We start from the raw sequence: 25,575 nt of genomic DNA, 5'->3' as shown, positions 1-25,575 counted from the left end.
ATGTCCGACATCGCTGAGCTGGACACGCTGGACTGGGATGTCTTCGTCGAGCGGTTCTGGGACCGCCGGCCGGTGCTGGTCCGGCACCTGCCGTGGGCGCCGTTCCAGGAGGACGAGGTCTATCAGGCCGCGGTGCGGGCGACCGCCGAGCTGGAGCCGGGCCTGATCCCGCCAAACGCACAGTTCACCGTCGAGCGCCGGCAGCAGGTCAGCCGCGGCGACCTGCTGCCGGAAGGCGCCGATGCCAGCCTCGCCGGCTATCAGAAGCGAGTCGCCGAGCGGCTCGGCGGCCGCCGGTACGCGCTGGTCGTACACGGCTTCCACGGCTTCTGTTTCCCGCAGTGGAAGCGTGAGCGCGACTTCTACGCCGGCCTGTGGCAGCGGGTCGGCCTGCCGTTGAGCGGCGCCATCACGACGTTGTTCCACGGCACGTACGAGCACAGTCCGGTCGGCGTCCACAAGGACCGGTTCGCCACCTTCATGTTCGGCCTCTCCGGCCGCAAACGGATGCGGTTCTGGCCGAGCCGGCCGTGGACCGCGCCGGTCAGCACCGTGCTGGACTACCAGCCGTACGTGGCCGACTCCTTCGCCGCCGAGGTTGGTCCCGGTGAGTTGCTCTACTGGCCGTCCAGCTATTTCCACGTCGGCGAGAGTGCCGGCGACACCGCCGCCACCAGCGTCAACATCGGTGTGCCGCGAGAGGGACACCGCGCCGCGTACGACCTCGACGACCTGCTGCTGAACGCGGATCCGGCGCTGCTGGCCGATCCGGGCCTCGGCTTTCGCCAGTTCGACGCGCCGGCCGGAGCCTCGACGGCGATCACCGAGCCGGCCGGCCTGGCGCCGGCGATGGCCGACGCGCTGCGGCATTTCCGCCAGCTCGCCGACCACCAGCTGGCGAGGCGTACGGCCGACCGGTCGTTGCGGATACGGACTGCCGGCGGCTTCCGTCCGGTGCCGCCACCCGCGCCGCGTGTGCCGCTGACCGACGGCACAGTCGTGCGACCAGTGGAGGAGATCGCGATCGCCGGTGGCCTTTGTGCGGCCAACGGTCAGGTGACGTCGTTTGGCGCGCGACTGCGGCCGCTGCTGGACCGGCTGCGCGACGGCCAGCCGGTCACGGCGGACGGAGAAGCTGGCCGCGCGCTGCTGGAGACGTTGGAGAGCTTCCGTGCCGTACGCCGGGACGTCTGAACGTGAACGCGCGAGCGGCATCGTCGCGGAGCTCGCCGCCCGGCTGGCCGATCCGGACGCGGTCGCCGCGGTCGCGAGTGCTCCGGACAACCTGCACGACGCGCTGCCGCGGCCGGTGCCGGTGTGGCTGCCGGACACGCTCGGCGAAGGCCATCCGGGTGTCGCGCTGCTGTTCGCCGAGTTGGCCGCGACGGATCCGGCGATGCGGCGGGCGGCACACGGTCATCTCGCGGCCGCGTCGCGCGCGATCGGCGGCGTGCGGACGCAGTTGTTCATGGGAGCCGCCAGCGTCGGATACGCCGGCCATGTCGCGGCGGCCAGCTACGGCGGCTACACGGCGATGCTCGAGCGGCTCGACGAGCACGTCGCCACCGCTGGTGTCCGGCAGGCTTCGGCGTACCGCGACGATGTCGAAACCGGCCGGTCGCCGGGCGGTGGCCGGCTCGACCTGATCAGCGGCATCACCGGTGTGGGCCGCTATCTGCTGGCGCGCGGCCTGGCGGAGCCGCTGGCCGAGGTGCTGGCATGTCTGGTGGCCGCCGGGTTGGCTCCGGACGTACGCGTCGACGGCGTACCGGTGGCGGCGTGCTGGAGCAGCGACAACGCCGGCGGCGGAGTGGACCTCGGCATCGCGCACGGTGTGAGCGGACCGCTCGCGCTGCTGGCGCTGAGCTGGCGGGCCGGCGTACGCGTCGGGGGACAGGACGCCGCGATCGAACGGATCGTCGGCATCCTGGATCGGTGGCTGGTCGAGGACGACGCCGGTCCGTACTGGCCGGCCTGGGTGTCGGTCGCCGACCACCGCGAGCCGCCGGAGCGTACGCGCGGCCGCGACGCCTGGTGCTATGGCGCCGGCGGCATCTCGCGCGCATTGTTCCTGGCCGGTGCCGCGCTCGACCGGCCGGACTGGCGCAAGCTCGCGATCGCCGCGCTGCGCGGTGCCGTGCAGACCGCCGACTATCCGGCGATCCGCGACGCCGGCCTGTGCCACGGCTGGTCCGGGTTGCTGCAGATCACGGTGCGGATGGCCGGCGACACCGGCGATCCGGGGCTGTGGAGTGCCGCCGACGCACTCGCGGTGCGGACGATGGACGACTATGACGCCGAGTGTCCGTTTGGCTTTCGCTATGCACCGTACGTGGCACCGCGGCCCGCGGACCGGCCGGGTTTCGTCGGTGGCGCCGCGGGAATCGCGCTCGCGCTGCACACGTACGCCGCTGGCGAGCCACCGCGTACGCCGTGGGACGCGGCGCTGCTTCTCGCCTGAGGTTCACCAGTCGAAGGAGAACAGCTGGTACGACGCGGCGGTCCACACCCGGTCGGGCTGGTTGAGCGTGTCGTTGTCGATCCGAATGGTGATGGAGTTTTTGCCTGCTGTAAGGGATTTCGGCAGTGGGAAGTCGTCGTCGCGCCAGCAACGGTCGTGGCCGTCGTAGCCGGTTTTGCGTGACACGCCGGCGTTGTACCAGGTGCCGGCCGGTTGGCCGTCGACGTACGCCTTGGCGCGCTGGTTGGCGACGCAGGAGTTGAACGTACGCCGGAGGAAGGCGCCGGCATTGTTGCTGTGCAACGACATCGTGAACGTCGTGCTGGTGGTCATCCGCGCGACGGTGTCGGTGAGCAGGGGACTGTTGGAGGTGTATTCGTACGCCGCGGTGAGCGGGGAAAGCTGGTCGCTCGGCGACTGGTAGCCGTGGTCGCCGGGTGAGGCGACCGCGAGTTGGTCGGTCGGCGTAGCGGTGACCGTCGGCGTGCCGTACCAGAGCATTGTCGCCTTGTAGGGCTGCGTGTTGTCGTTGACGACGCCGTGTTCCCAGTCGACCCGGAGGTGGTTGGTGAAAGGCACGCTGTCGGCGATCAGGAACCGGTACTCGGCCGCACCGTCCACATCGGACCCGGCTGGATTGTTGGTGGAGCTGGGAAGCCCGGCCATCGGCAGCGAGGTCTGGTTGCCGTTGTGCCAGTAGTCTCCACCCATTCCCCATTCCTCGGTGCCGGTGACCGCGAGCTGCGGCGTTTTGCTGCCGTCCACGTAGATGTGCGGATCGCCTTCCAGCGTGGCGCCGACCGCGCCGAAGTTGATCACCGTGCCCACCAGCTTGCCGCTTCCCTGGTAGTCAAGGAAAGTCATGTCCCTGCCGGCCTGTGGTGTGGGGATGTCGGTGTAGTTGGCGTGAAACCTGCCGACCCAGCTGAGTGGATCACTGAACGGCTCGTACCGGACCGACCAGCCGACCGGGTCCATCGCGGCGCTCGGCACCAGCTCGATCCGTGCGTTGGAGCCAAAAGGCATCGGCCAGTAGAGGCTGAAGTCCATGTAGGTGGAGCCGTCGCTGGTGATGTTGGCCGGCAGGCCGGCGACCAGTTGCCGGCCGGCCGGCTTGTAGACGCCGGCGCCGTCACCGGTCAGGTACTTGACCGGCGCGTCGACGCTCGGTGTCGTCTCGCCGTCCCAGTAGATGCGCAGCCGTGAGTTGCCGAAGCGCACTTTTTGGCCGTACGGCACGTGAAAGCTGATGGCGCGGAGCTGGTTGCTGCCGTCGATGCTGGCGACCGGCACGGCCGCGCCCGCTGTTGGCAGCGCGACCGTGCCTTGCGCTGTCGGGATGTCCTTCGGTGCGATGTCGGTGCCGGCCGACCGAAGAAGCGCGGTCGCCTGGCTGGTGGCCGTGGCGGTCTGCTCCGGCAGTGGCGTGTCGACCGCCAGTTTTCGGTACATGGCATAGAAGTTGCCGTTGGCGGCCGACGACATGAACTGCATGTTGGTGGCGTAGGGGATCGAGGTGGCGACGATGCTGCTGCCTTGGCTCTGGTTGACGTTGAGCGACAGCGGATACGGCAACGTACTCGCCGGCGTCGTCGTCGGACTGGTCTGTCCGAGGTCGGCCGGCTTGAGCGGCGCGAGAAAGACCGGGTTGCGGGTGGCCCACGGTCCGCCGATCTCCTCCTGCATCCGCATGAACGTCACGACACCGGGACCGGCCTGGTCGAACAGCACGCGGCCCCCGAACGGCGATGCACCGAAGGTGGTGACGTTGTCGGTGTTGCTGCCACCGGGATCGGCGCTGGACTGGCCGCCGACCCGGTCGCCGATCTCCAGATACGGCAGCTTGTCCCAGTGCAGATAGCTGTCGAGGCCGAGATAGAGCGGCGGCGGACCGGCCGGCTCGGTGGCGTACGCCGGAGCCGTCGCGGTCAACGCGAACGCGCTCGCCAGTGCGGCGGCCAGGAGCGATCGAGCGGCAGGCATGCGGCCTCCTCGGCGATTTGTAGCGCTATATTAGGCGCGCCGAACCGCCGGTCAAGCCGGTGGCGCGATCAGGCCAACACCACTGTCACGGCGCAGCGACCGCGTCGAGAAGTCGTTTGATCGCCGTACGGTCCCCGACCACGGCGACGCTGCCATTGGCGCATGCGGCGTCGAGGGTCGTGGGATCGGACAGCAGGCCGCTGAGCGTCTTGGGGTCCGTACGCAGCGACACGTCCGCGCTCGCCGGCTCGCCGGCGGCCACCTCCGCACGTCCGGACCCGAGCCGGACGGACCAGACGCGGCCGTCGAGTTCGAGGCGATAGTGCGTCGGCGGCGCTGCCGGGTCGGGTCGGGCGGCTTGGCGCAGGAAGATCAGCACGGACGTGGCGCTGAGCGCGGCGGGGCCTGGCGGTTGTGGCGCGTCGATTCCCCAGTCGCCGAGCGCGAGCACGATCGGTTCGAGTTTTCGGCCCCATTCGGTCAGTTCGTACGTGTTCGCCGGCGGCGCGTCGCGCTGGATCACCCCGTGCCGCTCGAGCTCGCGGAGCCGGTCGGCGAGCAGGTTGGAGCTGACGTGCGGCAACGCGTGCCGCAGCTCGGAGAAGCGCTGCGGCGCGAAGAGCAGCTCGCGTACGACCAGCAGGGCCCATCGCTCTCCGACGACATCGAGTGCTCTCGCGACTCCGCACGAGTCCCGATAGCTGCGACTGGTTGGCACGACCACCCTCCTCGACTGCTCTGATCCGAAAATACCACAACGTTTAGTTGTTTTTAACAACTCACCATGGTTAGTATTCCGCTGATGCGACGACCGTCTGACAACGAACACCTGGAGGAAAAATGTTGCTCAAAGACAAGAACGCCGTGATCTATGGCGGTGGCGGAGCCATCGGCGGCGCGGTCGCACGAGTGTTCGCGCGGGAAGGCGCGCGGGTCTTCATCGCCGGACGTACGCAGCCGAAGCTCGACGCGGTGGCGCACGAGGTCGCGGCCACCGGTGGGAAAATCGAGACCGCGCAGGTCGACGCATTGGACCAGGAGGCCGTCGAAAAGCACGCCGATGCGGTCGCGGAGACGGCCGGTGGCATCGACATCGCGCTCAACGCCGTCAGCGTCATGCACGACCAGGGGACCACGCTGGCGGACCTCTCGCTGGCCGAGTTCATGCGGCCGGTCGACGGCTTCCTGCGTACGCTGTTCATCACCAGCAAGGCGGTGGCGCGGCACATGGGTGGCACGCGTCCCGGCGTCATCCTGACGCTGTCGGAGCCCGGCGCCAAGCTGGCCATCGGCGGCATCCTCGGACACAGCGTGAGTGCGGCCGGCAAGGAGGCGTTCTCCCGGGTCCTGGCCGCCGAGCTGGCACCGGACAACATCCGCGTCGTCTGCATCCGCCCGCACGCCATCGCCGACGCACCGGCGGCGGGCTCGTACACCAAGGACCTCTTCCGGCCAAGCGCGGCCGCGGCCGGGCTGTCGGTGGACGACATGCTCAGCGGTGGACTGGCGCAGGGGACGCTGCTGAAACGGCTGCCGACGCTCTCGGAAACCGCGGAGACGGCGGCCTTCCTGGCTTCGGACCGGGCCGGCGCCATGACCGGCACGGTCGCCAACCTGTCCGCCGGCGCGCTCGTGGACTGATGGCCTGATCGGGACCAACGATTGTGGTGGCACGGGTGGCCCTGAAAGATGCGCTGGAACCGCATGGCGCGCGACCGGGCCATTTGCGCTTCGGCGTACGCCTGACAGGCAGGAGGCGTCGGATGGCATCCCAGCCCCAGGTCAGTGAGGTCGAACGGACCACCATGCGCGCGGTGGCGCTGCGGTTGGTGCCGTTCCTGATGCTCTGCTATTTCCTGTCGTACCTGGACCGTACGAACGTCAGCATCGCGGCGCTGACCATGAACGACGACCTCGGCCTGACGGCGGCGCAGTTTGGCTTGGCGTCAGGGCTCTTCTTCATCGGCTATTTCTTCTTCGAGGTCCCCAGCAACCTGATCATGCACCGGGTCGGTGCCAGGATCTGGATCGCCAGGATCATGGTCAGCTGGGGGATCGTCGCCGCGCTGATGGCGGCGGTGCAGGGGCCGACCAGCGTCTACGTCGTCCGCGTGCTGCTCGGTGTCGCCGAAGCCGGCTTCTTTCCTGGGATCATCCTCTATCTGACCTACTGGTTTCCACCGGAGTATCGCGGCAGGGCGGTCGCGCTGTTCATGTCGGCGATTCCGCTCTCCAACGCGATCGGCGCGCCGATCGGTGGCGTTTTGCTGTCACTGCACGGCATCGCCGGCCTGGCCGGCTGGCGGTGGCTGTTCCTGCTGGAGGGCATCCCGACGGTGATCGTCGGCGTGCTGGTGCTGTGGCTGCTGCCGAGCCGGCCGGCGAACGCGCGCTGGCTGTCCGACCGGCAGCGGACCTGGCTGAGCGGCCGGATCGACGCGGAGGCGGAAAAGACCACCGAGCGGCACCGGATGAACGTGTGGCAGGCGATCAAACGGCCGCGCGTGTTGGCTTTGGCGCTGATCTATTTCTGCCTGCCGCTCGGCACGTACGCGATCGGCTTCTGGTTGCCGCTGATCATCAAGAAGACCCTCGGCATTTCGAGCAACCTCAACGTGTCGCTGCTGACCGCGGTGCCGTACGTGCTGGCCTTCGCCGGCATGATCGTCTGGGGCCGGGTCGTGGACCGCACCGGCCGCTACGCCGCCGGTGGCGCGCTGACCCTCGGGATCGGCGGCCTGGCGCTGGCCGCGTCGGCGCTGCTGACCGGCCTGCCGTGGCTGGGTTACGTCGGCCTGTGCGTCGGCGCCGTCGGTTCGCTCATGACGCATCCGGGATTCTGGGGCCTGCCACGGGCGTTCCTCACCGGCGCGGCGGCCGCGGCCGGCATCGCGACGATCAACTCCATCGGCAACCTCGCCGGTTTCGTCGGACCGTACTGGGTCGGCTGGATCACCGACGCACTCGGCGCTCAGCAGTGGGCGCTGGTCACCATCGGCCTGGTCATGGTCGCCGGCGCGGTCGGCATGCTGTTGCTCGGTGACGCACCGAAAAAGGCCTAGCCTCGATCTTTCGCGTGGGAGTTGAGTGACTGTTTGGCTGGTTGTGGGGTCTGTGTGTTTGTTTGTGGCAGGGCTGGTTTCCGGCGCTGTGTCGCCGGTTCTCCGGTCCTGGTTGTGGGGTTGGTTCGTCGTTTTTAGCTGGGTTGTAGGGATTTCCAGGCGTTGTCGATGAGGTGGTTGAAGGGCCAGTTGCGGGGTAGTCGTAGGCGTCGTCGTCGGCCGCTGTGGATGATGCGGCCGGCGACGGCCAGGATGCGTAGCCGTAGGCGTTTGGGTTCCCAGCGTCTGGCGGGTTGGTGTGTGTCCCAGGCCAGGGTTTGGGTCCAGGCCAGCAAGTCCGCCGCTAGTGCGGCGATTTCCAGCCAGATCTGGTTGTGGGCGTATCCGTGGAAGGGCAGGTTGCGCATGCCGGTGTCTTTCTGCGCGCGGATACGGTCCTCGCAACGGGCTCGTTGCCGGTGGCGTACTTCCAGTGTGTCCAGTGTCCAGCCGGGGCCGTGGGTGTTGGTGGCGAAGCAGGTGATGCGCCACCCGTCCTGGTCGGTGAGGCGTAGTTGCGCGCCGGGGTGTGGTCGTTCCCGGCGGGCGATCACCCGCATCCCGGCTGGCCATTGTTGAGGACCGGGTCGGGTTGCCGGGGTCGGGTCGGGCATCCATCGCGTGAGCTCGGCGACCTGCGCGCCCTCGCGCGGCTGGCCGTCACCGTCAACAGCCGGTCTCCAGGCCTGCGGCGGGATAGCCTCCATCGCGGCTTTGACCGTTTCATGGGCCGGGAATCCGATCGAATACTCCAACCCCAGATCGGTGATGTGATGCAGGAACGCCTTGGAACACGCGCCGGAATCGGCACGGACCAACACCTGCGCGCGCTCGCCTTCGGGCAGCTGGGCCAGCGCCAGATCCAGAGCCTGGACATGGTCCTGCTTGTTCCACGGTGAAGCGTTGCCAGGACGCAGTTGCAGCACCAGGCTTTCTCCGGTCCCGTACTGGCCATGGTCGACGAACGCGCACATCGGCGCGAATCCGAACCCGCGTTTGTGGGTAGCGCAGGCACGTTCTTTGTCCGAGTGCGCGGTCACCAATGTCGAGTCCAGATCGATGATGACTTGGCCGCCGTCGCGACTACCCGCACGGCCGGCCAACGGCCGGCGCCGCTTCCAGACCGCGCACCGCGCCTGAGCCCGCGCGGACCGGATCGCCGGCAGGACAGCATCAACATCGCCAGCCAACGTGCTGACCAGCCGCGATATCGTCGGATCGCTGGCCACCGGCCCGAACAGTCCAGGTTGCGCCCGGACCACGCTCACATCCGCTAAACAGTCACCGCCGAGCGCAACCGCGGTCGCCAGGTCGCAAACGATCTTCCCCGGACCGTGGCGGACCCGGCGACCACGCCACGGATCAAGGGCTACCGACAACGCTCGCCGCACACCTGACAACCGGATCGTCTGCCGTAACAACAGTCCGCCAGCAGAGGACACCAACGACTCGCGAGCCGGATCCAGAACCAACCCGCCAACCCTGTTAACCTTCACCTACGGAGTGCCTTCCAGTGCAGTGACCCTTGAGACGTCGCAATCCCAAGTTTCCCGCACTGGACAGGCACTTCCGTGCATTTCTAGGCCGTGTCACCGGCCAACAGATGAAAGCCCGAGGCTAGGGCGTGTTTCCAAACCCTCGGCGCTGTTTTCGGGCATGCTGGGGTGATGGTGTTTAGGCAGGAGATTTCGGACGAGTCGTGGGCTTTGTTGGAGCCGTTTTTTCCGAAGTGGAAGGGGAATGGTCGGCCGATCTCGGATATGCGGCGGGTGGTGGAGGGGGTCGCGTGGCGGTTTCGGACCGGGGCGCCGTGGCGGGATATGCCGGAGCGTTTCGGGCACTGGAACACGATTTATGGCTGGTTCTGGGACTGGTCGAAAGACGGTACCTGGGATCGAGTGCTGCAGGAGGTGCGGAAACAGGCCGCCAGCGCTGGTGACCTGGAGTGGGTGGTGTCGGTGGACGGGTCGATCGTGCGTGTCCATCAGCACGGCGCAACCCTCGCGCGCGACACGAGTGATGCAGGTGACCACACAGGGGGCTCTACAGGGGGCTCTACAGGGGGCTCTACAGGGGGCTCTACAGGGGGCTCTACAGGGGGCTCTACAGGGGGCTCTGTCGAATTACAAGAAAACCCGCGACCCCGGACCAGGTGAACCGGCCGGTCACGGAATCGGTAAGTCCAGGGGTGGCCTGACGACGAAGTTCCACGTCGCGGCCGACCTCAAGCAGCGACCGTTGGGGCTGGTGGTCACCGGCGGACACGCCGCGGACTCCACGTTCATGCACGTGGTACTGGAGACCATCAGCATCTCCAATGGCCGGCCCGGCCGGCCGCGGACCAGGCCGGACCGGGTGATCGCCGACAAGGCGTACACCGGCAAGCCGTGCCGCGACTACCTGGCCCGGCGCGGCATCAAAGCCACCATCCCCGAACGTGGGGACCAAAAACGTGGTCGCGCCAACCGCGGGTCCGCCGGCGGCCGACCTCGCACTTTCGATCCAGAAATCTACAAAGGCCGCAACGTCGTGGAACGCTGCAACAACAAACTCAAACAATGGCGCGGCATCGCCATGAGAACAGACAAAACCGCACGCAGCTACCTCGCCGGACTCACCCTCGCCGCCACGCTCATCTGGACCAAATCACTAGTTTAGAAACACGGCCTAGTACTCCAGCCGCACTTCGTGATCTTGGTTTGAGGGCCGTCGGCGTGGCGTGGTGAGATGGCGCGGCCACCGCGTGATCATGCAGTGTTTGTGAAGACAACCAATGATTTTGCGGTGGCCGCTGGTCACAGCGTAGAACACGGGGTGGACCCGGTCCGATGGCAGGCGGAGTTCGATGAGCTGGTCGCGAGTATCGGGCCGCGGTTCTTTCGGGTGGAGCCTCGTCTGAGGGTCCAACGGTTCCTGGCTGGTTTGTTGTCGGATATGCCCGTGAAGAACTGCTGGACGATCGCCGAGCATGCAGGTGAGACGGGGCCGGATGGGATGCAACGGCTGCTGGCCAACGCGGCGTGGGATCAGGATGGCGTGCGTGATGATCTGCGTGCCTATGTGGTGGACCGGTTGGCTGATGCCGACGCGGTGCTGGTCGTTGACGAGACTGGAGATCTGAAGAAGGGCAATAAGACAGTCGGGGTGCAGCGGCAGTACTCCGGCACCGCGGGACGGATCGAGAACTGCCAGATCGCCGTTTATCTCAGCTACGTCACCAAACGTGGGCACGCTTTCATCGATCGCGAACTGTATCTGCCGCGCAGCTGGATGGACGACGATCCCAGCTGCCAGGGCCGTCGAGCTGTCGCCGGGGTTCCCGAGGACATCGAGTTCGCCACCAAGCCGGAGCTGGCGAGGATGATGATCCTGGCCGCGCTGGATGCCGGTGTTCTGGCGAAATGGGCGACAGCGGATGAGGTGTACGGGCAAAATCCTGGTCTGCGTGAGACCCTGTCCGCGGCCCGGATCGGCTACGTGCTCGCCGTGCCGTGCTCCTATCTGGTGCCGACCACTGACGCAGATACCGGAGATGGCCGGCGAGTTCGCGCTGACGCGCTGATCGCCGGCCTCGACGCTTCCAGGTGGGGTCGCTACTCGGCCGGTGATGGCGCCAAAGGGCAGCGCCTCTACGACTGGGCCAGAGTCCCCATCGCCGCCGAGGATGGTCACCAATGGCTGCTGGTGCGTCGCAGCATCAGCACCGGGGAACTGGCCTACTACCACTGCTATTCACCACGTCCGGTCAAACTGGCCACTCTGGTCGGTGTCGCCGGCCAGCGTTGGCCAATAGAGGAGAACTTCCAAACCAGTAAAGGGCAAACCGGCCTGGACGCCCACCAGGTCCGGCACTGGATCTCCTGGTACCGATGGACAGTCCTGGTCATGCTCGCGCACGCATTCCTCACCGCGCTCGCGGCAACCGCTCCCCAGTCGCCGATCGTCAACGGAAAGCCAGTCATTCCCTTAACACTTGCCGAGATCCGCCGCCTCTTCAACGCGTTCGTCATCCACATCCGCCAAACAGTCAACGAAGTTCTCCATTGGTCACTCTGGCGTCGACACCATCAAGCCACCGCCAAGCAAGCCCACTACCAGCGACAACAGGCGCTACAGGCCTAAATCACGAAGTGCGGCTGGAGTACTAGGCCCTAGCTTGCGAAGCCGGATCCGGTCCAGCGATAGCGTGTGTTGCGTACGTTTCCGTCGTCGGCTTCGACCGACACCGTGACGACACCGGAGTCCGCCGCGACAGCGTCGACGATGCCGTCGGATCGCGGCACGGTGGCCAGCACGCCGAGTCGCGCGATCGTGCCGTCCGGCTGGGTCGTCATGGCCAGTACGGCCGCTGCCGCCGTCCCGGTGCCCTGCGTCTTCTGGTCATAGCTCAGGCAGTCCACGACCAGGAGCGCCTCCGGTTTGCCATCGCCGTCCAGGTCCGCGGTCGGCACCCGATAGTCGTTGGACCCCAGCGGATCGAGCGACCAGCCGGGGTTGTGACCGGTCGCATCGCCGGCCTGCGAGCCGTGAAAGGCCACCGTACGCGCCGGACAGCTCCCCATCGCCGGCACGGTGATCGACTGTTCTCCCCAGTCGACGTTCTCGATCGCCCCGGCTCCAAACCGGGCGAACGACGTCCCGTTCCAGCGATATCGGCGGGACCGGAGGTTTCCGCCGGAGTCACTGACATCCACGCGTACGGTGCCACCGGCGACACTGACCGAGCTGATCTCCTCGGTGCCGTCCGCTGCGGCCTGCGCCACCTGGTAGGCACGCAGGCGGCCGTCGGCGGCGGCGAGCTCGGCGATGATGTTGTACGAGTCGGGCCGCTCGGTCTGGCAGTCGACCCTGATCAGCGCGTCGGTGGTGCGGTTGCCGTCCAGATCGGCGTAGAGCGGGCCGTTCCACTTCCCGCCCTGGTCGACCACCCAGGTGTCCGCGCCTCTCTTCGCCAGGCCGCCGACCGCGGTCAGGCCGGTGACGGCTGGACAGCCCGGCAAGGCCGGCAGGTCATAGGTGTGGTTTTTCCAGTCCACCGAGCGAACCCTGCTCTCGGCAGCCGGGCGGTCGGGGCGCACCAGGAAGGCGATGGCCGCGGCACCGAGCAGGACGACAGCTGTCGCGGCGAGTGCCACGACGACGCGCCGGCGCCGCGCCGGCTCACGCTCCACGGGTGTCGCGGTCGCCGGCGCCTCGGCGATCGCCAGCAGCTCCTGCTCCGCCCGAGCCGCGGTGAGCCGACTGCGCTGGTCCTTTTCCAGCAGTCCGAACAAAACAGGTGCCAGTGGTCCGGCTTGTCGAGGCGGGTCCGGCGGGTTGTTCAGGATCGCGGCCATGGTCGGCAACGGCCCCTCGCGGTCGAACGGTCCGCGGCCCTCCACCGCGGCATAAAGCGTCGCACCCAACGAAAACAGGTCGCTCGGCACGTCCGCGGCCTCGCCACGCAACCGTTCCGGCGCGAGAAACGGTGGCGAGCCGAGCAGCACACCGCTCGCCGTCAGCGACATCTGTCCGCGCTCGTACGCGATGCCGAAGTCGGTCAGGCTGACTTGTCCGGTGTCGTCCACGATGACGTTCGCCGGCTTCACGTCCCGGTGCAGGATGCCGGCCGCGTGCGCGGCGCTCAGCGCGCCGAGCAGCGCGACCCCGATCTCGGCGACCCGGGCCGGCGGCAACGGTCCGTCGGCGAGTACGTCCTCCAGACTCCGGCCGGTGATCAGCTCCATCACCAGCCACGGTGTAGATTCCACGGTGAGTACGTCGTACACGCGCACGATCGCCGGATGCCGTAGGCGCGCGCCGATCCGCGCCTCCTTCAGCAGCCGTTCCGACATTTCCTGGCGTGCCGCCGCCGACATCGTCAGAGGCAGCAGCAGCTCCTTCAGCGCGACGTCGCGGTCGAGGACCAGGTCGTGCGCGCGCCATACGCGGCCCATGCCACCGCGGCCGATCAGGCCGACGATCGCGTAGCGGCCGGCGAGACAGTCTCCCGGCGCCGTCCTCACGAGCCGGCAGGCCCGCCGCGGGACGCCGGCTCGTCCGGCTGTTTGTTGGCCAGGACGGCTCCGGCGACTCGCTGCCACATCGCCACTGGGTTGGACACGTATGAGCCCCTTCACTGGATGCGTACGGCCGAGACTCGACCGCTCACGACGGTGGGGCCAGCTGTTTTCGATGGATCGAAAACACCTCAGTCCTGGTGCAGGAGAGCGTGTCCCAGTCCGGTGAGGGCGTGCTGGATGGCGTTTCCGTTGCGCATACTGGCGATCAGACCGGCCTGGCGCAACAGCGCGGCCTGTTTGCTTGCCGTCCCGATGGAGATGCCGAGGCGGCCGGCCAGCTCGGTCGTCGTCGCCGGATGCTGGAGGCTGTGCAGGCAGGCGGCACGCGTACGACCGACGACCGCGGCGAGGTGCTCAGGTGGTGCGGTGGCCGAGCCGCGCCGCGCGTCGCCAGCCGCGTAGATCAGCACCGGCGGCAGGTCGGCGTCGATAAAGGTGATCGGGTTGCCGCTGCAGAAATACGACGGCACCACGGTCAGGCCACGGCCCTGCAGGTGGATGGTGTGCGACTCGGGAAAGCGGGTCAGCAGGACGCGTCCGTCCCAGCCCAGAATGCCGGGCAGGCTGGCCAGCATCGCGCCGACGCCGCGCTCGGTGAGCAGCCTGACGCGTTCGCCGCGGTCGTGCGCGACGGTGGTGCCGACCGCCGGCCACTGCGGAGCGACCAGCAGGTCGTACGCCTTCTGGACGGCGCCGCTGAGGGCCTGCACCGAGCCGCGGTCACCGCTCGCGAGCCGGCGAACCCACGGCGGCGGCTCGCGGTGGGCGAAGGCCAATGCCAGGTCGGTGCGCAGCCGCCGGCCGGACAGGCTGGCGATCGCCTCGCATCCGGCCTCCCAGTCAGTGGTCAACGGCGCCGGTGTCAGGAAGTCGGGGAACCGGCCGGTGACCGGCACCAACGTGAACAGGTTGGCCAACGCCGCCTGGTTTTCCGGCGTACGCGGTGCGTCACGCCGGACCCGGCGGCGCCAGTCGGCGAGCCGGGCCGGCTGCGCCGCGTCCCGAGCCCGGTGCAGGCTGAGCACCATCTCCCACATCGGGTCGGGTCCGGCCGCGAGCCGGACCCGCTGCAGGTCCTCTCGTTCGAACACCAGTCGTAGCACCGAAGCTCGTGTCGTGCCGCGCATCGTCCCCGTCGCACTCGGTAGGCTCCAACGGCATTGTATCCCCGGCCTGCCACTCGACCTGCCGTTTTGCCTTACCAGGAAAGATATCCGGCGAGTTGGACGATCCGCAGAATGACCAATACGATCGCCAGCGCGAGGTAAATTCGCAAGGTCAGCATGCCGGCTCGACGCAGCGGCGAGAAGACTGGGCGGGGGAGGGTGTCCAGCGCCGGTGTACGCCAGGACATCTTGTCTCGCACGCCCCGCGTCACCGGGGCTTGCCTGTTGGACAGCAGAAGCGCGGCTCCGCCGAGGACGCCGACCCCCGCGCCGACCGCGAAGCCGATTTCCAGTGTGTTGGTGGAAAGGCCGGGGAAAAGCGTCGCCGCCGTGAGCGAGAGCGACAGCAACACCAGCGTCCAGACGATCGCGCCGGACACGACGTTCTGCCGTACGGAGTTGACCCATGGTCCGAGGACGGCCCGGTCGTTGCACAGCAGGATAAGGAAAACCGTCGCGGACGGCAGCAGGACGCCGGCGAGCGCCTGCACGCCCTGGGTGATCAGCCCGAGAGGCACGCCGGGAATGAGGACGACCGCCGCGGACACGCCGATCAGTGCGCCGTAGGCGACATAGAACAGCGGTGCCTGCGAGATCTTCCAGTGCAGCGAGTGACGTTTTTTCATGATGTCGCCAAGGGTGTACGCCGTCGCCAGACCAACGGCGTTGGCGCCGACCAGGGAAGCGTCGAGCAGGATGATCGCGAACAGCGCGCCGACGACCGGCCCGGCGTGCTGGCGCAGGCCCTCGGCGACGGCGGCCGCGTCGGTGAACTGGCCGACCAGTCTCGTACCGGCGAGACCGTACGCGGTGACCGCCATCAGCGCGATGGCGCCGGCCATCACCACCGCGATGCCGATCCACAGATCCGCGCGCTCGTACCGGATCCAGCCGGGGGTGATGCGCTTGTCGACCACGTTGGACTGCTGGAAGAACAGCTGCCACGGCGCGACGGTGGTGCCGACGATCGCCACGATCACCAGCAACAGCGTGGAATTCAGGCCGCCGGGGAATCCAGGGACCAGGCCGGCGACGGTCGAGGACGCGGTCGGATGCACCAGCAGGGCCATCGGAACGATGAGCACGTTCACGGCGATCAGGCAGAACAGGACCCGTTCCCACCGGCGAAACGAGCCGCCGGTCACCGCCGCGAACAGCAGCACCGCCGCGAGCGGCACGCTCACGTAGGTCGGCAGGCCGAAATAGCCGAGTGCCTGGGAAACACCGATGAACTCGGTGACGATCGTCAGAGCGTTGACCATGAACAGGTCGGCGACGCTGAACGAACCCCAGAACCGGCCGAACCGCGCGAAGATCAGCCGGGCGTGGCCGACGCCGGCGACCGCGCCGAGCCGGACGACCATCTCCTGGTTGACGTACAGAACCGGGACCAGCAACGCGAGTGTCCACAGTAGACCCATGTGGTAGTTCTGGCCGGCCTGCGCGTAAGTCGATACGCCACCGGCGTCGTTGTCGCCGACCATCACGATCAGGCCGGGTCCCATGATGACCAGCAGCGTACGCACCCGCTGCCGCCAGGACCGGCGCGAACCGCGGTCGTATTGGCCGATCGTTCCGAGTGCGCCGACGATGTCGCCGACGTGTGCCGAGTCCGTCACCGCGGAGCTCGGGGAAGTGGTGAGGTCTGGACGAGTGGTCATGGTCGTCCTCCGTAAGGAATGCAGGTCCGCGAAAAGGCGGAAAACTGGCACGCGAAAGGCCAACCGGCGGACGGGAAAACGCGAACGCCGGTCAGCGGAAAGAGGGATGGAAGGCGGCGGGCGAAGGCCGCCCGGTATTACTGCCGTTGGGACTCATGCCCGCCACCTCCCTCATGACCACCGCGCGCAGCGCACCCAGGGAGTGTCGGCGCCACCGATGACGCCGTGTCGAGCACCCCTCCTCGTAAGAGCTTTGGCACTGCACGGCGTGTCCGCCGGCGATTTCCGCCGGCGGAAGCCACTTGGGGTCACCCCTTGGGCCGGGGAGACCTGTCCTGACCGGGAGCGTCTCTCGACGGGTGCGGTCAGTGGCCTGTGTCCGTGCAGACGCCTCACCGAACGAGGTGCTGCGGCCAAAATCCTGCACTTCGCGATCGCGGATGTCAAATGCCGACGATCACACTCGCTGGAATTTCCCTTGCGCTGACCCGATGTTTACCGGGCCAGGCGCCGGCCTGCCGGCGCTGCACGCCGAGGCCAACTCGTGCGACTTTGCCGGAACGCCGTGGCCTTTCGGTGGCCTGTCGCGCTCACTTCGGCTTCGCGTTGTCCGGCAGTTCCTTGTAGTCGGGCAGGTCGACGCCGTTGATGGCGCGTTGGATCAGGTCGAGGTCCCATTCGGGTTCGGTGTGGTGTTGGGTGCCGTTGAGGCTGTTTGCGTGGAGGCGGCCGATTTTCTGGTTGGCTTGCACGTACGGGAGCATCCGGTGTTGGTAGGCGGTGAATCCGGTGTGTGGGTCCCAGTCGGCGGCGGCCAGTTCGCTGGCCAGCAGGTAGGCGCCGACCAGGGCCAGGCCGGTGCCGCCGCCGGACATCGGTGAGGAACTGTAGGCGGCATCGCCGATCAGCCCGACCCGCCCGTTGGACCAGTGCGGCATCACCACCTGGGCGACCTGGTCCAGGTAGAAGTCCGGCGTGTCATCGGCGTGGCCCAGGATGCGCGGAGTCAACCATCCCATCCCCTCCATCCGCTCCCGCAGCAACCGCTTCTGCGCCGCGACGTCCCGATAGTCGACCTGGAAATCAGCCGCCGGGAAAGACAACATCGCCATCGCCCGGCTCGGATCCGGGACCGGCCGCAAACCAGCCGAACGCCCCGAGGCAGCGTCCCGGTAGTCCAACAACCACCGCCCCAACCCAAACTCGTTCGGCACACTGTAGAAGGCCAACACCAACCCCAAATGACGAACAAACCGCTCATGCGGCCCGAACACCATCGCCCGCAACGCCGAATGCAACCCATCCGCGCCCACCACCAAATCAAACCGCCGCCAACCACCACCACCAGCACCACCGGCACCGGCGAACAGCACATCAACACCCTCGCCGTCCTGAGTCAGCTCAGCGATCCGATCCCCAAACACATACTCCACCCCATCCCGCGTGTCCTCATACAACACCCGGGACAGATCACCCCGCAGAATCTCAATCTCCGCGATATACCCATCCCCACCATCATCCTCCGCACGAAACGTCTCCACCACCGCCCCATCCACATCCACCGTGTACGCACCAGCCGTCAACGTCCGCGCCGCCCGCACCCGCGCCTCCAACCCCATCCGACCAATCACCTCCCGCGCCACCCCACGCGCATCCACCGCCTGACCACCCCCACGCAACCCCAACGCCCGCTCCACCACCGTCACCCGCGCACCACGCCGACACAACCAATGCGCCAACGCCGGCCCCGCGATACTCGCACCAGCCACCAACACCCTCACACCACTCATCTGCCCGCCTCCTGCGATCGTTTCGGTCCGTCTGGACAGGCAGACTCGGATACGGCCGGAAACTCATCGCGTGCGTTCCCTGCCGGCGAAGGTGGTTTGTCACGGCGCCGGCAGGATCCCGTGCCGGATGGCGGCGATGACCGCGGCCGTACGGTCGTTGACGCCGAGTTTTTCGAACGTTCGCAGCAAATGTGTCTTGACGGTTGCCTCGCCGATGTGCAGGTGTCGCGCGATGGCCGGATTGGACATGCCGGCGGCGACGTGGCGGAGGATCTCGGTTTCGCGTGCGGACAACGCGGTGAACGTGGTGGTCCGGATCTTGTTGACCAGCATGGCGGCGGCCGGCTGTGCCAGCACTGTCTCGCCGCGAGCGACGGCGCGTACGGCGTCGATCAGCTCGTTCGGCGGCGCGTCCTTGACGAGGTAGCCGGTCGCGCCGGCCTCGATGGCCGCGACCACATCGCGGTCGCCGGTGTACGTGGTGAGGATCAGCACGCGGGACAGTCTCTGCGCGGTGATCTGGCCGGTCGCGGCGACGCCATCCATGCGCGGCATCCGCAGATCCATCAACACCACGTCAGGCCTGGACTCGCGTGCGGTCTGGACCGCCTGCTGGCCGTCGGCGCATTCCGCGACGACATCGATGTCGTCCTCGGCGTGGACGATGTCCCGCAGGCCCGCGCGTACGATCGGATGGTCGTCGGCGATCACCACTCGTATCGTCATGCCGCCACCAATGGCGCGTTGACGACCAGCCGGGTCCCTTTTCCGCCGGGGGACTGAACGCTGACGGTGCCCCCAATCTCGGCGACGCGATTTCTGATATTGGTCAATCCGAAGCCGTGACCGGCGCCGGCGAGGCCGCGGCCGTCGTCCTGGATCGCTAATATTATTTCGTCGTCCAAATAGGTCAGCTCAACCTCCACCCGGTCGGCTTCCGCGTGTTTGCGTATGTTGGCCAGTCCTTCCTGCGCCGCGCGAAGGAGCACCACTTCGCGATCGGCGGCCAAAACGCGTGGAGTGCCGGTGATCCGCGCCGTCACCTCGATCCGCAGTTCCCGGCTGAACTGGTCGGACAGCTGTCGCACGGCGTCGGCCAGGGACGCACCGTCCAACAGCGTCGGTGTCAGGAAAGCAATCAACGCGCGCGCCTCCTCCAGGTTGGCCCGCGCCAGTGTCTCCAAGGTGGCGCGCCGTTGTTCGGCCGCCTCCGGGTCGTCGGCGATTTCCTGTTTCATGGTGCGCAGGCTGAGCAGAATGCCGGTGAAACCCTGCGCGAGCGTGTCGTGGATGTCGCGGGCCAGCCGCTCGCGTTCGGCGCGTACGCCGGCCTCGTGACTCACCATCGCCAGCTGTGCCCTGGTGGCCCGCAGCTCGGCGAGCAACTCGGCTCGCCGCCGGCTTTGGTCGATGATCCGGGAAATCCAGATGCCGCCGAGAATTCCCAGCAGCACCATGGCCGCTGCGATCGCCGGCAGCAGCCCGGAGGACACATGATCCGGGCCCCGATAGCGCACCGCGATCACGACCCCGAGCGCGGCGGCGGCTACGACGTTCGCGACTATGGCCGTACGTAACGGAAGCGCCATCCACAGATGTGAGAAGACCACCAGGAAAACCAATGCGCCGCCAAGGTTGATGCCAGTCAGGATCAGCGCCAACGCGACCATTCCGACGAGATATCCGACGACCAGCGAGCTCACCTGGTCGTACGCCGTCGACAACGCACGGATTCCGAGCGACACGTAAAGCACGCACATGCTGGCCAGGACGATCAGAGCCGCCAGCGTCTGCGCGCCGGTCGTCCTGCCGTCGAAGGCCACCGCACCGGCCGACGTCACCATGACGACCACGAACACCAGATGCCAAAGCGACAGCGTACGCCAGGCGTCCGCGCCCTTGGCCGCCATTCCGGATCTCCTCGCCACATCGGTATTTTCCCGCAACATCCAACGCCTCGTCCACCGCCGGTGTCCACCGGTCGGTGGACACCGGATTCCACCGGCCGTTGGTGTGGCCGAAGCGTCGCGGCGCCATATCATGTGGCTTCGTGACGAATGAATCCACAATGACGACGGACCGCGCCAATTATGGCGTCGACGCGCCGTACGTCCCCACATTGATGATCGCCGGCGGTGTGGTCTTCACCGCCGTCTTCCTGACCGGGCTGGTTCTTGGCTGGGGGACCGGCCTGGAAACCTGGTGGGCTGTCTGGGCAATCGTGTCGTTGGTGAGTGCGGCCAGCTATCTCTACACCACGCGCGTCGGCAAAATTCGCTGCTGGTCGGCCATTCTCGACCAGCTTGAGCTGCGTGGCGACGAGCGGGTGCTGGACCTGGGTTGCGGCCGTGGACTGGTGTTGATCCAGGCCGCGAAACGCCTTCCGGTTGGCGCTGCGATCGGCATCGACCTGTGGCGCGGCGTCGACCAGTCCGGAAACGCGATCGAGGTGACGGCACGGAACGCGGCCGCTGAAGGCGTGAGCGACCGTGTTCAACTGAATACGGGTGACATGACGAAACTGCCTTATGACGACGCCAGTTTCGACCTTGTCGTCAGCAGCCTCGCCATCCACAACATCCCTTCCGCCGCCGGTCGCGCGACCGCGATTGACGAGGCGATCCGCGTGTTGCGGCCCGGCGGCAGGCTGGCCGTGGCCGACATCCGGCACGTTCGCGCGTACGCGCGTCGTCTGGAACAGCTCGGCGCGAGGGACGTACGAAGGCGTGGGCTGGGCTGGCGTTTCTGGTACGGACCGTGGATGCCGACCAAAATGGTGACCGCGACCAAGCCGAACTAGGGTCTGTTTCGAAGTCCCACGCGGCGATAGCCGAGCCCAAACGCCTCTCATCCACGTGGGACTTCGAAACCAGACCCTAGTACGCGGCGATTTCGTCGACGAAGAGCCAGTCCGCGTTGGCGCCGCTGGTTTTGCTGAGTGCGACGCGGACATGGCCGGCGACCGTGTCCGGGAAGGTGATGTCGTACCACTGGCCGGTTGGCCAGAGGGCGGAGCCGCGGTAGGTGTAAGTGCTGCCGTCGGTGCTGGTGTAAATGTCGACGCGGTCCGGTGCGTAGTTGTGTTCGCCTCCGTCGTCGTATTTGGCGACTTTGACTCTGTTGAGGTGTTTCTGCGCCGGCAGGTCGATGTCGATGGTCATCGGTTGTGCGGTGAGGTAGTCGACGATGAAGCCGTAGCCGTGGCCGTCGGTGTAGCCGCCGGCGACCACGCCGTCGGTGGATTCGCGGCCGTCCGTGTCGGGATATCGCGGGTCGGGTTCTTCGGAGATCGTGTATCCGGCGCCTTGTGCGAGGTCGGTTTGTTGACCGGCCGGTGGTGCGTACGCCTCGATTTCGTCCAGGAAAAGCCAGTCGGCGTGACCGCCGCCGGTTTTGGCGAACGTCACGCGTACGTAGCGCGCGTCGGTTGGCGGGAAGGTCAGGTCGTACCAGAGTCCGTCTGTGCCGTTGGCTTCGGTGACGTTGGCTTTCTGTGCGAAGTTTTGGTTGTCGGTGCTCGTGGAAACGACGACACTGTTCGGCTCGTAATAGTCCTCGTATTTCTGGTATCGGTGTATGCGTACGCTTCCCAGTGTTGCCGTGGTTTCCAGGTCGATGGTGATCGTGGCGGTGAAGGTGCCGCTGGTGCCGACGTGGTAGCCGTAGGAGCGATGGTCGTCGAAATGTCCGGCCAGTACGCCGTCGGTGGAGTATCCGTGGTCGGGATAGGCAGGATCTGGGTCGGGTTCGTCGTATGATTTGCCGCCGGCCAGGTTGGGGCTGGCCAGGAACGCGCCGCCGATTTGTACATCAGCGAGCGCGCAGCCGGCGGCTGGGCAGTTGCTGGCGGCGATCCTAATGTATCGCGCTTTTCCATTGATGGCGGCGAAGGTGTCGCCGCCGGCATTGGCGGTCGTGGCGTACGCGTCGGCGAACGTGGTGCCGTCGTAGGAAAGTTGGACCTTGTACGAGCTGGGATAGCCGCTGCCCCAGGTCAGCTTGACGGCGTCGACCTGTGCCTGCCTGGTGAGGTCGACCTGCCACCACTGCGATCCGCCCGCTGTGGATTTCCAGCTGGTGGCAGGGTCAGCGTCGATCGCGTTGCCTGGCGCGGATCCGCTCGATGCCGACGGGTTGGCGTTGGCGGTCAACGCGGTGCTGAAGGTGCGGCCGCCGGCCGCGGCGGCGACCAGCGCGTTGTGCATGCGGGTGACGAAACCGGTGTCCTGGTTGTAGCGCGTGGCGTCGGTGACAAGCGCCGTGCTGATCCCCTTGGCCAGCGCGGGTTTGGCCTGGCCGACGATCTTGAGCAGCTCCCAGTCCTCGATGCCGTCGCGCAGCGATTCCAGCCGGATCGTCGGTTTGATCGTCTTGTGGGCGGTGTCGGCTTTGACGATCCACCCGTCGCCTTTGGTGTCCTCGTCGTCGATCGCGTAATCCCAGGCATCGTAGGCCCAGTGCAGATAGCCGGTGGCGCCGAGTGTGTAGGCATACCACATCATTTCGCGTTGCGCGTACACCGGTTGGTCGATGAACCTGTTCAGGTACGAGCCGGTCGGGATGTTGGCCGTATAAAGCCAGAACGGCTTGCCGGCGCCCGCGTAGTAGTCGGGGTGGTCGTTGGCGATCATGAGGTTGGGGACGAGGAAGTTTTCCTTGTCCGCCACGTTTTCCTGTGATTCCTGGACGTTGTTGGCGTCCGCGATCCTGACCTGCGGCCAGATCGAGTGGATGGTGTCGCAGGCCGCCCGATAACGGTCGGACGTGTCGGTTTGCACCTCGTCCGACACGTGCATCCAGAAGCGGCTTTCCCAGCCTTTGGCCCGGACGTGGTCGCGCAGGGCGGTGATGAACTGCGTCTGCCATCGCTTGGCCTGCGCTGTGTCGGACTGCACGGCGGTCCGCACCGGAGCCGTCGGCGTGCCGCCAATGATGTCGCTGGTCGCAGTGGTGCCGTCCCAGTTGTAGAACCAGCCGAAACCCTCCAGTTGATTGACCGCGTGGTCGGTGCTCATGAACCGGTCGACGACCTGGTCGAAATACGTCCAGTTGAAGTGGTAGGTCGAACCGTCCAGATAGGACTTACCGTCCAGCATCAGGGTGATCAGTGGCAGCGACAGGCTGTTGAGCCGGTACGCGCGCATGGATGCGGCCACCTTGTCCATCAACGCCCACCAGTCGGCGCTGTATTTCGTTATGCCGTACGTGTCTTTCACGATGTCGGTCTGACCGAGATCCAGTGGTCCCAGCTGGCGCATCCACATCGCGGTGGTAAACGAGCTCTGCGCCGCGTTCGGGATCGTGACGTCGCGTACGTCCACGGTGACCGGCACGCTGGTGTTGCCGGCATTGCTGACGACCGTCGCGGTGCCGGTGTAGACGCCGGCTGGTGTCGCGGCCGGCACGTACGCGCGGATCCAGATAGGCGCAGTCTGATTGGCCGGCACCGTGAGCGAGGTGTCGTTGGACAGCGCGTCCGGGAAATCACCGGGTGCGCTGCGGATCGGATTGTCGAGCGGCCATTGCTCGAAATCGGCAATGGTGTTGTGGTTGAGATGCTCGAACTCCACGAACTGGTAGGCAAGATTCGTCGCCGCGAGGGTGTTGGCGCCGCTGGTCAGGTTGCCGAAACTCACGTTCTGGATGGTGAACTGCGCGCTGCGGCGGATCGCGATCTGCGCCGCCTCGTACTCGTTGCGCGCCATCGTCAGGTTGATCGCCGTCGAGGATCCGGGTTGTGGCAGGCTGTCCTGAAACACATTGACCGACGAGTTTTCCGTCCAGACACTGGTAACCGGCGCCGGCGCTGCCTGGCTTGGCGCCGCGATCGCGACAGTTGTCGCCGCGACGGCCGCGACCACGAACATTCTGAGCGCAGCAGGCATCAGGTTCTCCTTGAGATCAGTCGCGTACGCGCGCGCTCTGTCGGGAGTCCAGTCGTGGACCGTCGGGGTTGGGGAGATAGCCGCGAATGACTCCCTCGTAACGGAATCCGGCCTTCTCGATGACTCGCAGGCTCGCCTTGTTGGCGACGGCCGCGCTGACCTCCAGCCGGCCGATCGCCGGCACCGTCATGGCCCAGTCGGCGGCCAGTCGCGCCGCACGCGCGGCATAACCGTGGCCACGAAAGGCCGGATGGATCAGATAGCCAAGCTGGGCGATCCCCATGTCCGGCATCGCCAACCCGACCGTACAGTCACCACAGGGCACGCCGGTCGCCACCTCGACGACGGTGAAATGCGCGGCGCGGCCGATCAGCCAATCCGCGCCACCGCGCCGAATTTCCAGTCGCGCGCGCTCGACCGTCTTGTCCGCCGGTTGGTTCAGCCACCGCTGCGTCTGTGCGTCTTTCCAGCAGGCGACGAAACATTCGGCATCCGCCTCCAGTTGCGGCCGGATCAGCACGACACCGTCGGTCACACCGGCAGCCGGCGGATCCGGAAGCAACCGCTCAGCCGGGCCGTCCGGATCGCCCGGCAGGCGACGCCACACGTACACGTCCTCGCGCCCGCCATCGGCGCCGGTCGCCGCGGCGATTTTCGTTGCCTCGTACGTGAAACCCGCGGCGATGGCGGTCCGATGACCGGCCAGGTCAAGTCGGTTGGTGAACGCCTCGATTCGCTGGTAACCGTGCTCGAAGGCCCACCGGCTCACCATCGCGCACGACCTGCTGGCGACCCTCTGACGCCGCGCTTCTGGCACCACCCGGCAGGCAAGTTCCGCGGTCGCATTCCGCTCGTCGACCCAACGTAGGCGCACCTCGCCGACAACGGTGTCCGTTGGGTCGACAATCGACCAGACCTGACCACTGGGATCAGGCCTCAACTGCATACCGACCACCGTCAGCGGCTCGTCCACTACGCACCCATTCCTGCCATGTCGGAGAAAAACTGGAAACGGCGTCAACAAGATCCAGTCGGCGAAACAATGTTCGATGTGCGCAGCTGTTTATACGGCGAGATGCTCCCGCATCCAATGCTCTAGCGCCTGCGACGCCGGCCTGGGGTGCCAATTCAACTAGACCACTATGCCGGAGCCGCAGCGGTAAAGGCTCTGTCACGGGCGGGAACACGGAAACGACTGGTCTAAGCGAGTGGTGTCTCGGCCATCCCGTAAAAGATGCACCAAGGCTTGGCTCGGACAGGATAGTCCAGATAATCCACGAAAACTGGCGCGCACCAGTTTGTGCCACCCAAACCGGTTAAGGCCTTGATCGAGTGCACACTCCGCGTCGAGAACGTCGTCAACTGTCGTACTGTCCGAGGTTGACGCGCGCGAGAGTGAGAGTTAGCGCTAAAACAAGTGGTTGGTCCGCAACAGGCCGTCGGCTTTACGGCGACGTTCTGGTGGG

19 protein-coding genes and 1 riboswitch are annotated in these 25,575 nt (G+C 66.7%); of the genes, 8 read left to right on the top strand and 11 right to left on the bottom strand.

Annotation, left to right across the window (positions count from 1 at the left end):
- Together GNX95_RS08750 and GNX95_RS08745 are read left to right on the top strand one after the other, a co-directional pair.
- Entirely contained in the window at positions 1–1,194 is a 1,194-nt protein-coding gene (locus GNX95_RS08750) for a JmjC domain-containing protein (protein ID WP_163506609.1), read from the top strand.
- Complete coding sequence (locus GNX95_RS08745; protein ID WP_163506608.1) at positions 1,172–2,461, top strand: lanthionine synthetase C family protein; 1,290 nt, start codon at positions 1,172–1,174, stop codon at positions 2,459–2,461. Before GNX95_RS08750 ends, GNX95_RS08745 begins: the two co-directional genes overlap by 23 nt.
- 3 nt (positions 2,462–2,464) lie before the next feature.
- On the opposite strand, the gene GNX95_RS08740 is transcribed toward GNX95_RS08745, so the two are convergent.
- Together GNX95_RS08740 and GNX95_RS08735 are read right to left on the bottom strand one after the other, a co-directional pair.
- Entirely contained in the window at positions 2,465–4,444 is a 1,980-nt protein-coding gene (locus GNX95_RS08740; RefSeq protein ID WP_163506607.1) for a DUF2961 domain-containing protein, read from the bottom strand.
- 85 nt (positions 4,445–4,529) lie between these two features.
- Entirely contained in the window at positions 4,530–5,162 is a 633-nt protein-coding gene (locus tag GNX95_RS08735) for a winged helix-turn-helix transcriptional regulator (RefSeq protein WP_163506606.1), read from the bottom strand.
- A gap of 122 nt (positions 5,163–5,284) precedes the next feature.
- Here GNX95_RS08735 and GNX95_RS08730 point away from each other — a divergent pair, with 122 nt between their 5' ends.
- Both GNX95_RS08730 and GNX95_RS08725 read left to right on the top strand, forming a co-directional pair.
- On the top strand, positions 5,285–6,085 hold the full coding sequence (locus tag GNX95_RS08730; RefSeq protein ID WP_163506605.1) for an SDR family NAD(P)-dependent oxidoreductase: 801 nt from the start codon (positions 5,285–5,287) through the stop codon (positions 6,083–6,085).
- 122 nt (positions 6,086–6,207) lie between these two features.
- Positions 6,208–7,506 carry an MFS transporter gene (locus GNX95_RS08725; RefSeq protein WP_163506604.1) on the top strand — a complete coding sequence of 433 codons (1,299 nt, stop codon included), beginning with the start codon at positions 6,208–6,210 and terminating at the stop codon, positions 7,504–7,506.
- A 134-nt stretch (positions 7,507–7,640) separates the two neighbouring features.
- Here GNX95_RS08725 and GNX95_RS08720 read toward each other — a convergent pair whose 3' ends face one another.
- A complete protein-coding gene (locus GNX95_RS08720; protein WP_281356868.1) occupies positions 7,641–9,041 on the bottom strand; it encodes an IS1380 family transposase in 1,401 nt (466 codons plus the stop codon).
- A gap of 171 nt (positions 9,042–9,212) precedes the next feature.
- On the opposite strand from GNX95_RS08720, the gene GNX95_RS44245 reads away from it, so the two are divergent.
- From GNX95_RS44245 to GNX95_RS08705, 3 genes are all read left to right on the top strand, one after another.
- Positions 9,213–9,701: an IS5 family transposase gene (locus GNX95_RS44245; RefSeq protein WP_163506603.1), complete on the top strand. Its 489-nt coding sequence runs from the start codon at positions 9,213–9,215 to the stop codon at positions 9,699–9,701.
- Complete coding sequence (locus tag GNX95_RS44240; RefSeq protein WP_425483895.1) at positions 9,661–10,203, top strand: IS5 family transposase; 543 nt, start codon at positions 9,661–9,663, stop codon at positions 10,201–10,203. Before GNX95_RS44245 ends, GNX95_RS44240 begins: the two co-directional genes overlap by 41 nt.
- Before the next feature lie 126 nt (positions 10,204–10,329).
- Entirely contained in the window at positions 10,330–11,667 is a 1,338-nt protein-coding gene (locus GNX95_RS08705; protein WP_425483885.1) for an IS701 family transposase, read from the top strand.
- Positions 11,668–11,696: 29 nt separating this feature from the next.
- On the opposite strand, the gene GNX95_RS08700 is transcribed toward GNX95_RS08705, so the two are convergent.
- The 6 genes from GNX95_RS08700 to GNX95_RS08675 form a co-directional block, all read right to left on the bottom strand.
- Positions 11,697–13,550, bottom strand: a complete 1,854-nt coding sequence (locus GNX95_RS08700; protein WP_163506601.1) for a serine/threonine-protein kinase — start codon at positions 13,548–13,550, stop codon at positions 11,697–11,699.
- 185 nt (positions 13,551–13,735) lie between these two features.
- Positions 13,736–14,698 carry a winged helix-turn-helix domain-containing protein gene (locus GNX95_RS08695; protein ID WP_163506600.1) on the bottom strand — a complete coding sequence of 321 codons (963 nt, stop codon included), beginning with the start codon at positions 14,696–14,698 and terminating at the stop codon, positions 13,736–13,738.
- Positions 14,699–14,805: 107 nt separating this feature from the next.
- Positions 14,806–16,434, bottom strand: a complete 1,629-nt coding sequence (locus GNX95_RS08690) for an NRAMP family divalent metal transporter (RefSeq protein ID WP_163506599.1) — start codon at positions 16,432–16,434, stop codon at positions 14,806–14,808.
- A gap of 231 nt (positions 16,435–16,665) precedes the next feature.
- Positions 16,666–16,845: riboswitch (M-box (ykoK) riboswitch) on the bottom strand.
- Positions 16,846–17,024: 179 nt separating this feature from the next.
- Positions 17,025–18,224 carry an FAD-dependent monooxygenase gene (locus GNX95_RS08685; RefSeq protein ID WP_163506598.1) on the bottom strand — a complete coding sequence of 400 codons (1,200 nt, stop codon included), beginning with the start codon at positions 18,222–18,224 and terminating at the stop codon, positions 17,025–17,027.
- A 99-nt stretch (positions 18,225–18,323) separates the two neighbouring features.
- A complete protein-coding gene (locus GNX95_RS08680) occupies positions 18,324–18,950 on the bottom strand; it encodes a response regulator (protein ID WP_163506597.1) in 627 nt (208 codons plus the stop codon).
- Complete coding sequence (locus GNX95_RS08675; protein WP_163506596.1) at positions 18,947–20,134, bottom strand: sensor histidine kinase; 1,188 nt, start codon at positions 20,132–20,134, stop codon at positions 18,947–18,949. Before GNX95_RS08675 ends, GNX95_RS08680 begins: the two co-directional genes overlap by 4 nt.
- 158 nt (positions 20,135–20,292) lie before the next feature.
- Here GNX95_RS08675 and GNX95_RS08670 point away from each other — a divergent pair, with 158 nt between their 5' ends.
- The gene (locus GNX95_RS08670) at positions 20,293–21,024 is read left to right on the top strand and encodes a class I SAM-dependent methyltransferase (protein ID WP_163506595.1); all 732 of its coding nucleotides are present in this window, start codon (positions 20,293–20,295) and stop codon (positions 21,022–21,024) included.
- Between the two features lie 76 nt (positions 21,025–21,100).
- Here GNX95_RS08670 and GNX95_RS08665 read toward each other — a convergent pair whose 3' ends face one another.
- Together GNX95_RS08665 and GNX95_RS08660 are read right to left on the bottom strand one after the other, a co-directional pair.
- The gene (locus tag GNX95_RS08665) at positions 21,101–24,109 is read right to left on the bottom strand and encodes a discoidin domain-containing protein (RefSeq protein WP_163506594.1); all 3,009 of its coding nucleotides are present in this window, start codon (positions 24,107–24,109) and stop codon (positions 21,101–21,103) included.
- A gap of 16 nt (positions 24,110–24,125) precedes the next feature.
- Positions 24,126–25,055, bottom strand: a complete 930-nt coding sequence (locus tag GNX95_RS08660; protein WP_163506593.1) for a GNAT family N-acetyltransferase — start codon at positions 25,053–25,055, stop codon at positions 24,126–24,128.
- Positions 25,056–25,575: the final 520 nt, after the last annotated feature.

The sequence above is a fragment of the Fodinicola acaciae genome (genome assembly GCF_010993745.1).
GTDB lineage: Bacteria > Actinomycetota > Actinomycetes > Mycobacteriales > HKI-0501 > Fodinicola > Fodinicola acaciae.
The sequence above is the reverse complement of the archived record's forward strand: the minus strand, read 5'-3'. Positions and strand labels throughout refer to the sequence as shown.

Bases quoted from the DNA above. Each gene is read 5' to 3' on its own strand.
- GNX95_RS08750 (WP_163506609.1), top strand. From the start codon at position 1: ATGTCCGACATCGCTGAGCTGGACACGCTGGACTGGGATGTCTTCGTC.
- GNX95_RS08740 (WP_163506607.1), bottom strand. From the start codon at position 4,444: ATGCCTGCCGCTCGATCGCTCCTGGCCGCCGCACTGGCGAGCGCGTTC.
- GNX95_RS08730 (WP_163506605.1), top strand. From the start codon at position 5,285: ATGTTGCTCAAAGACAAGAACGCCGTGATCTATGGCGGTGGCGGAGCC.
- GNX95_RS08725 (WP_163506604.1), top strand. From the start codon at position 6,208: ATGGCATCCCAGCCCCAGGTCAGTGAGGTCGAACGGACCACCATGCGC.
- GNX95_RS44245 (WP_163506603.1), top strand. From the start codon at position 9,213: ATGGTGTTTAGGCAGGAGATTTCGGACGAGTCGTGGGCTTTGTTGGAG.
- GNX95_RS08690 (WP_163506599.1), bottom strand. From the start codon at position 16,434: ATGACCACTCGTCCAGACCTCACCACTTCCCCGAGCTCCGCGGTGACG.
- GNX95_RS08685 (WP_163506598.1), bottom strand. From the start codon at position 18,224: ATGAGTGGTGTGAGGGTGTTGGTGGCTGGTGCGAGTATCGCGGGGCCG.
- GNX95_RS08680 (WP_163506597.1), bottom strand. From the start codon at position 18,950: ATGACGATACGAGTGGTGATCGCCGACGACCATCCGATCGTACGCGCG.
- GNX95_RS08675 (WP_163506596.1), bottom strand. From the start codon at position 20,134: ATGGCGGCCAAGGGCGCGGACGCCTGGCGTACGCTGTCGCTTTGGCAT.
- GNX95_RS08670 (WP_163506595.1), top strand. From the start codon at position 20,293: ATGACGACGGACCGCGCCAATTATGGCGTCGACGCGCCGTACGTCCCC.
- GNX95_RS08665 (WP_163506594.1), bottom strand. From the start codon at position 24,109: ATGCCTGCTGCGCTCAGAATGTTCGTGGTCGCGGCCGTCGCGGCGACA.
- GNX95_RS08660 (WP_163506593.1), bottom strand. From the start codon at position 25,055: ATGCAGTTGAGGCCTGATCCCAGTGGTCAGGTCTGGTCGATTGTCGAC.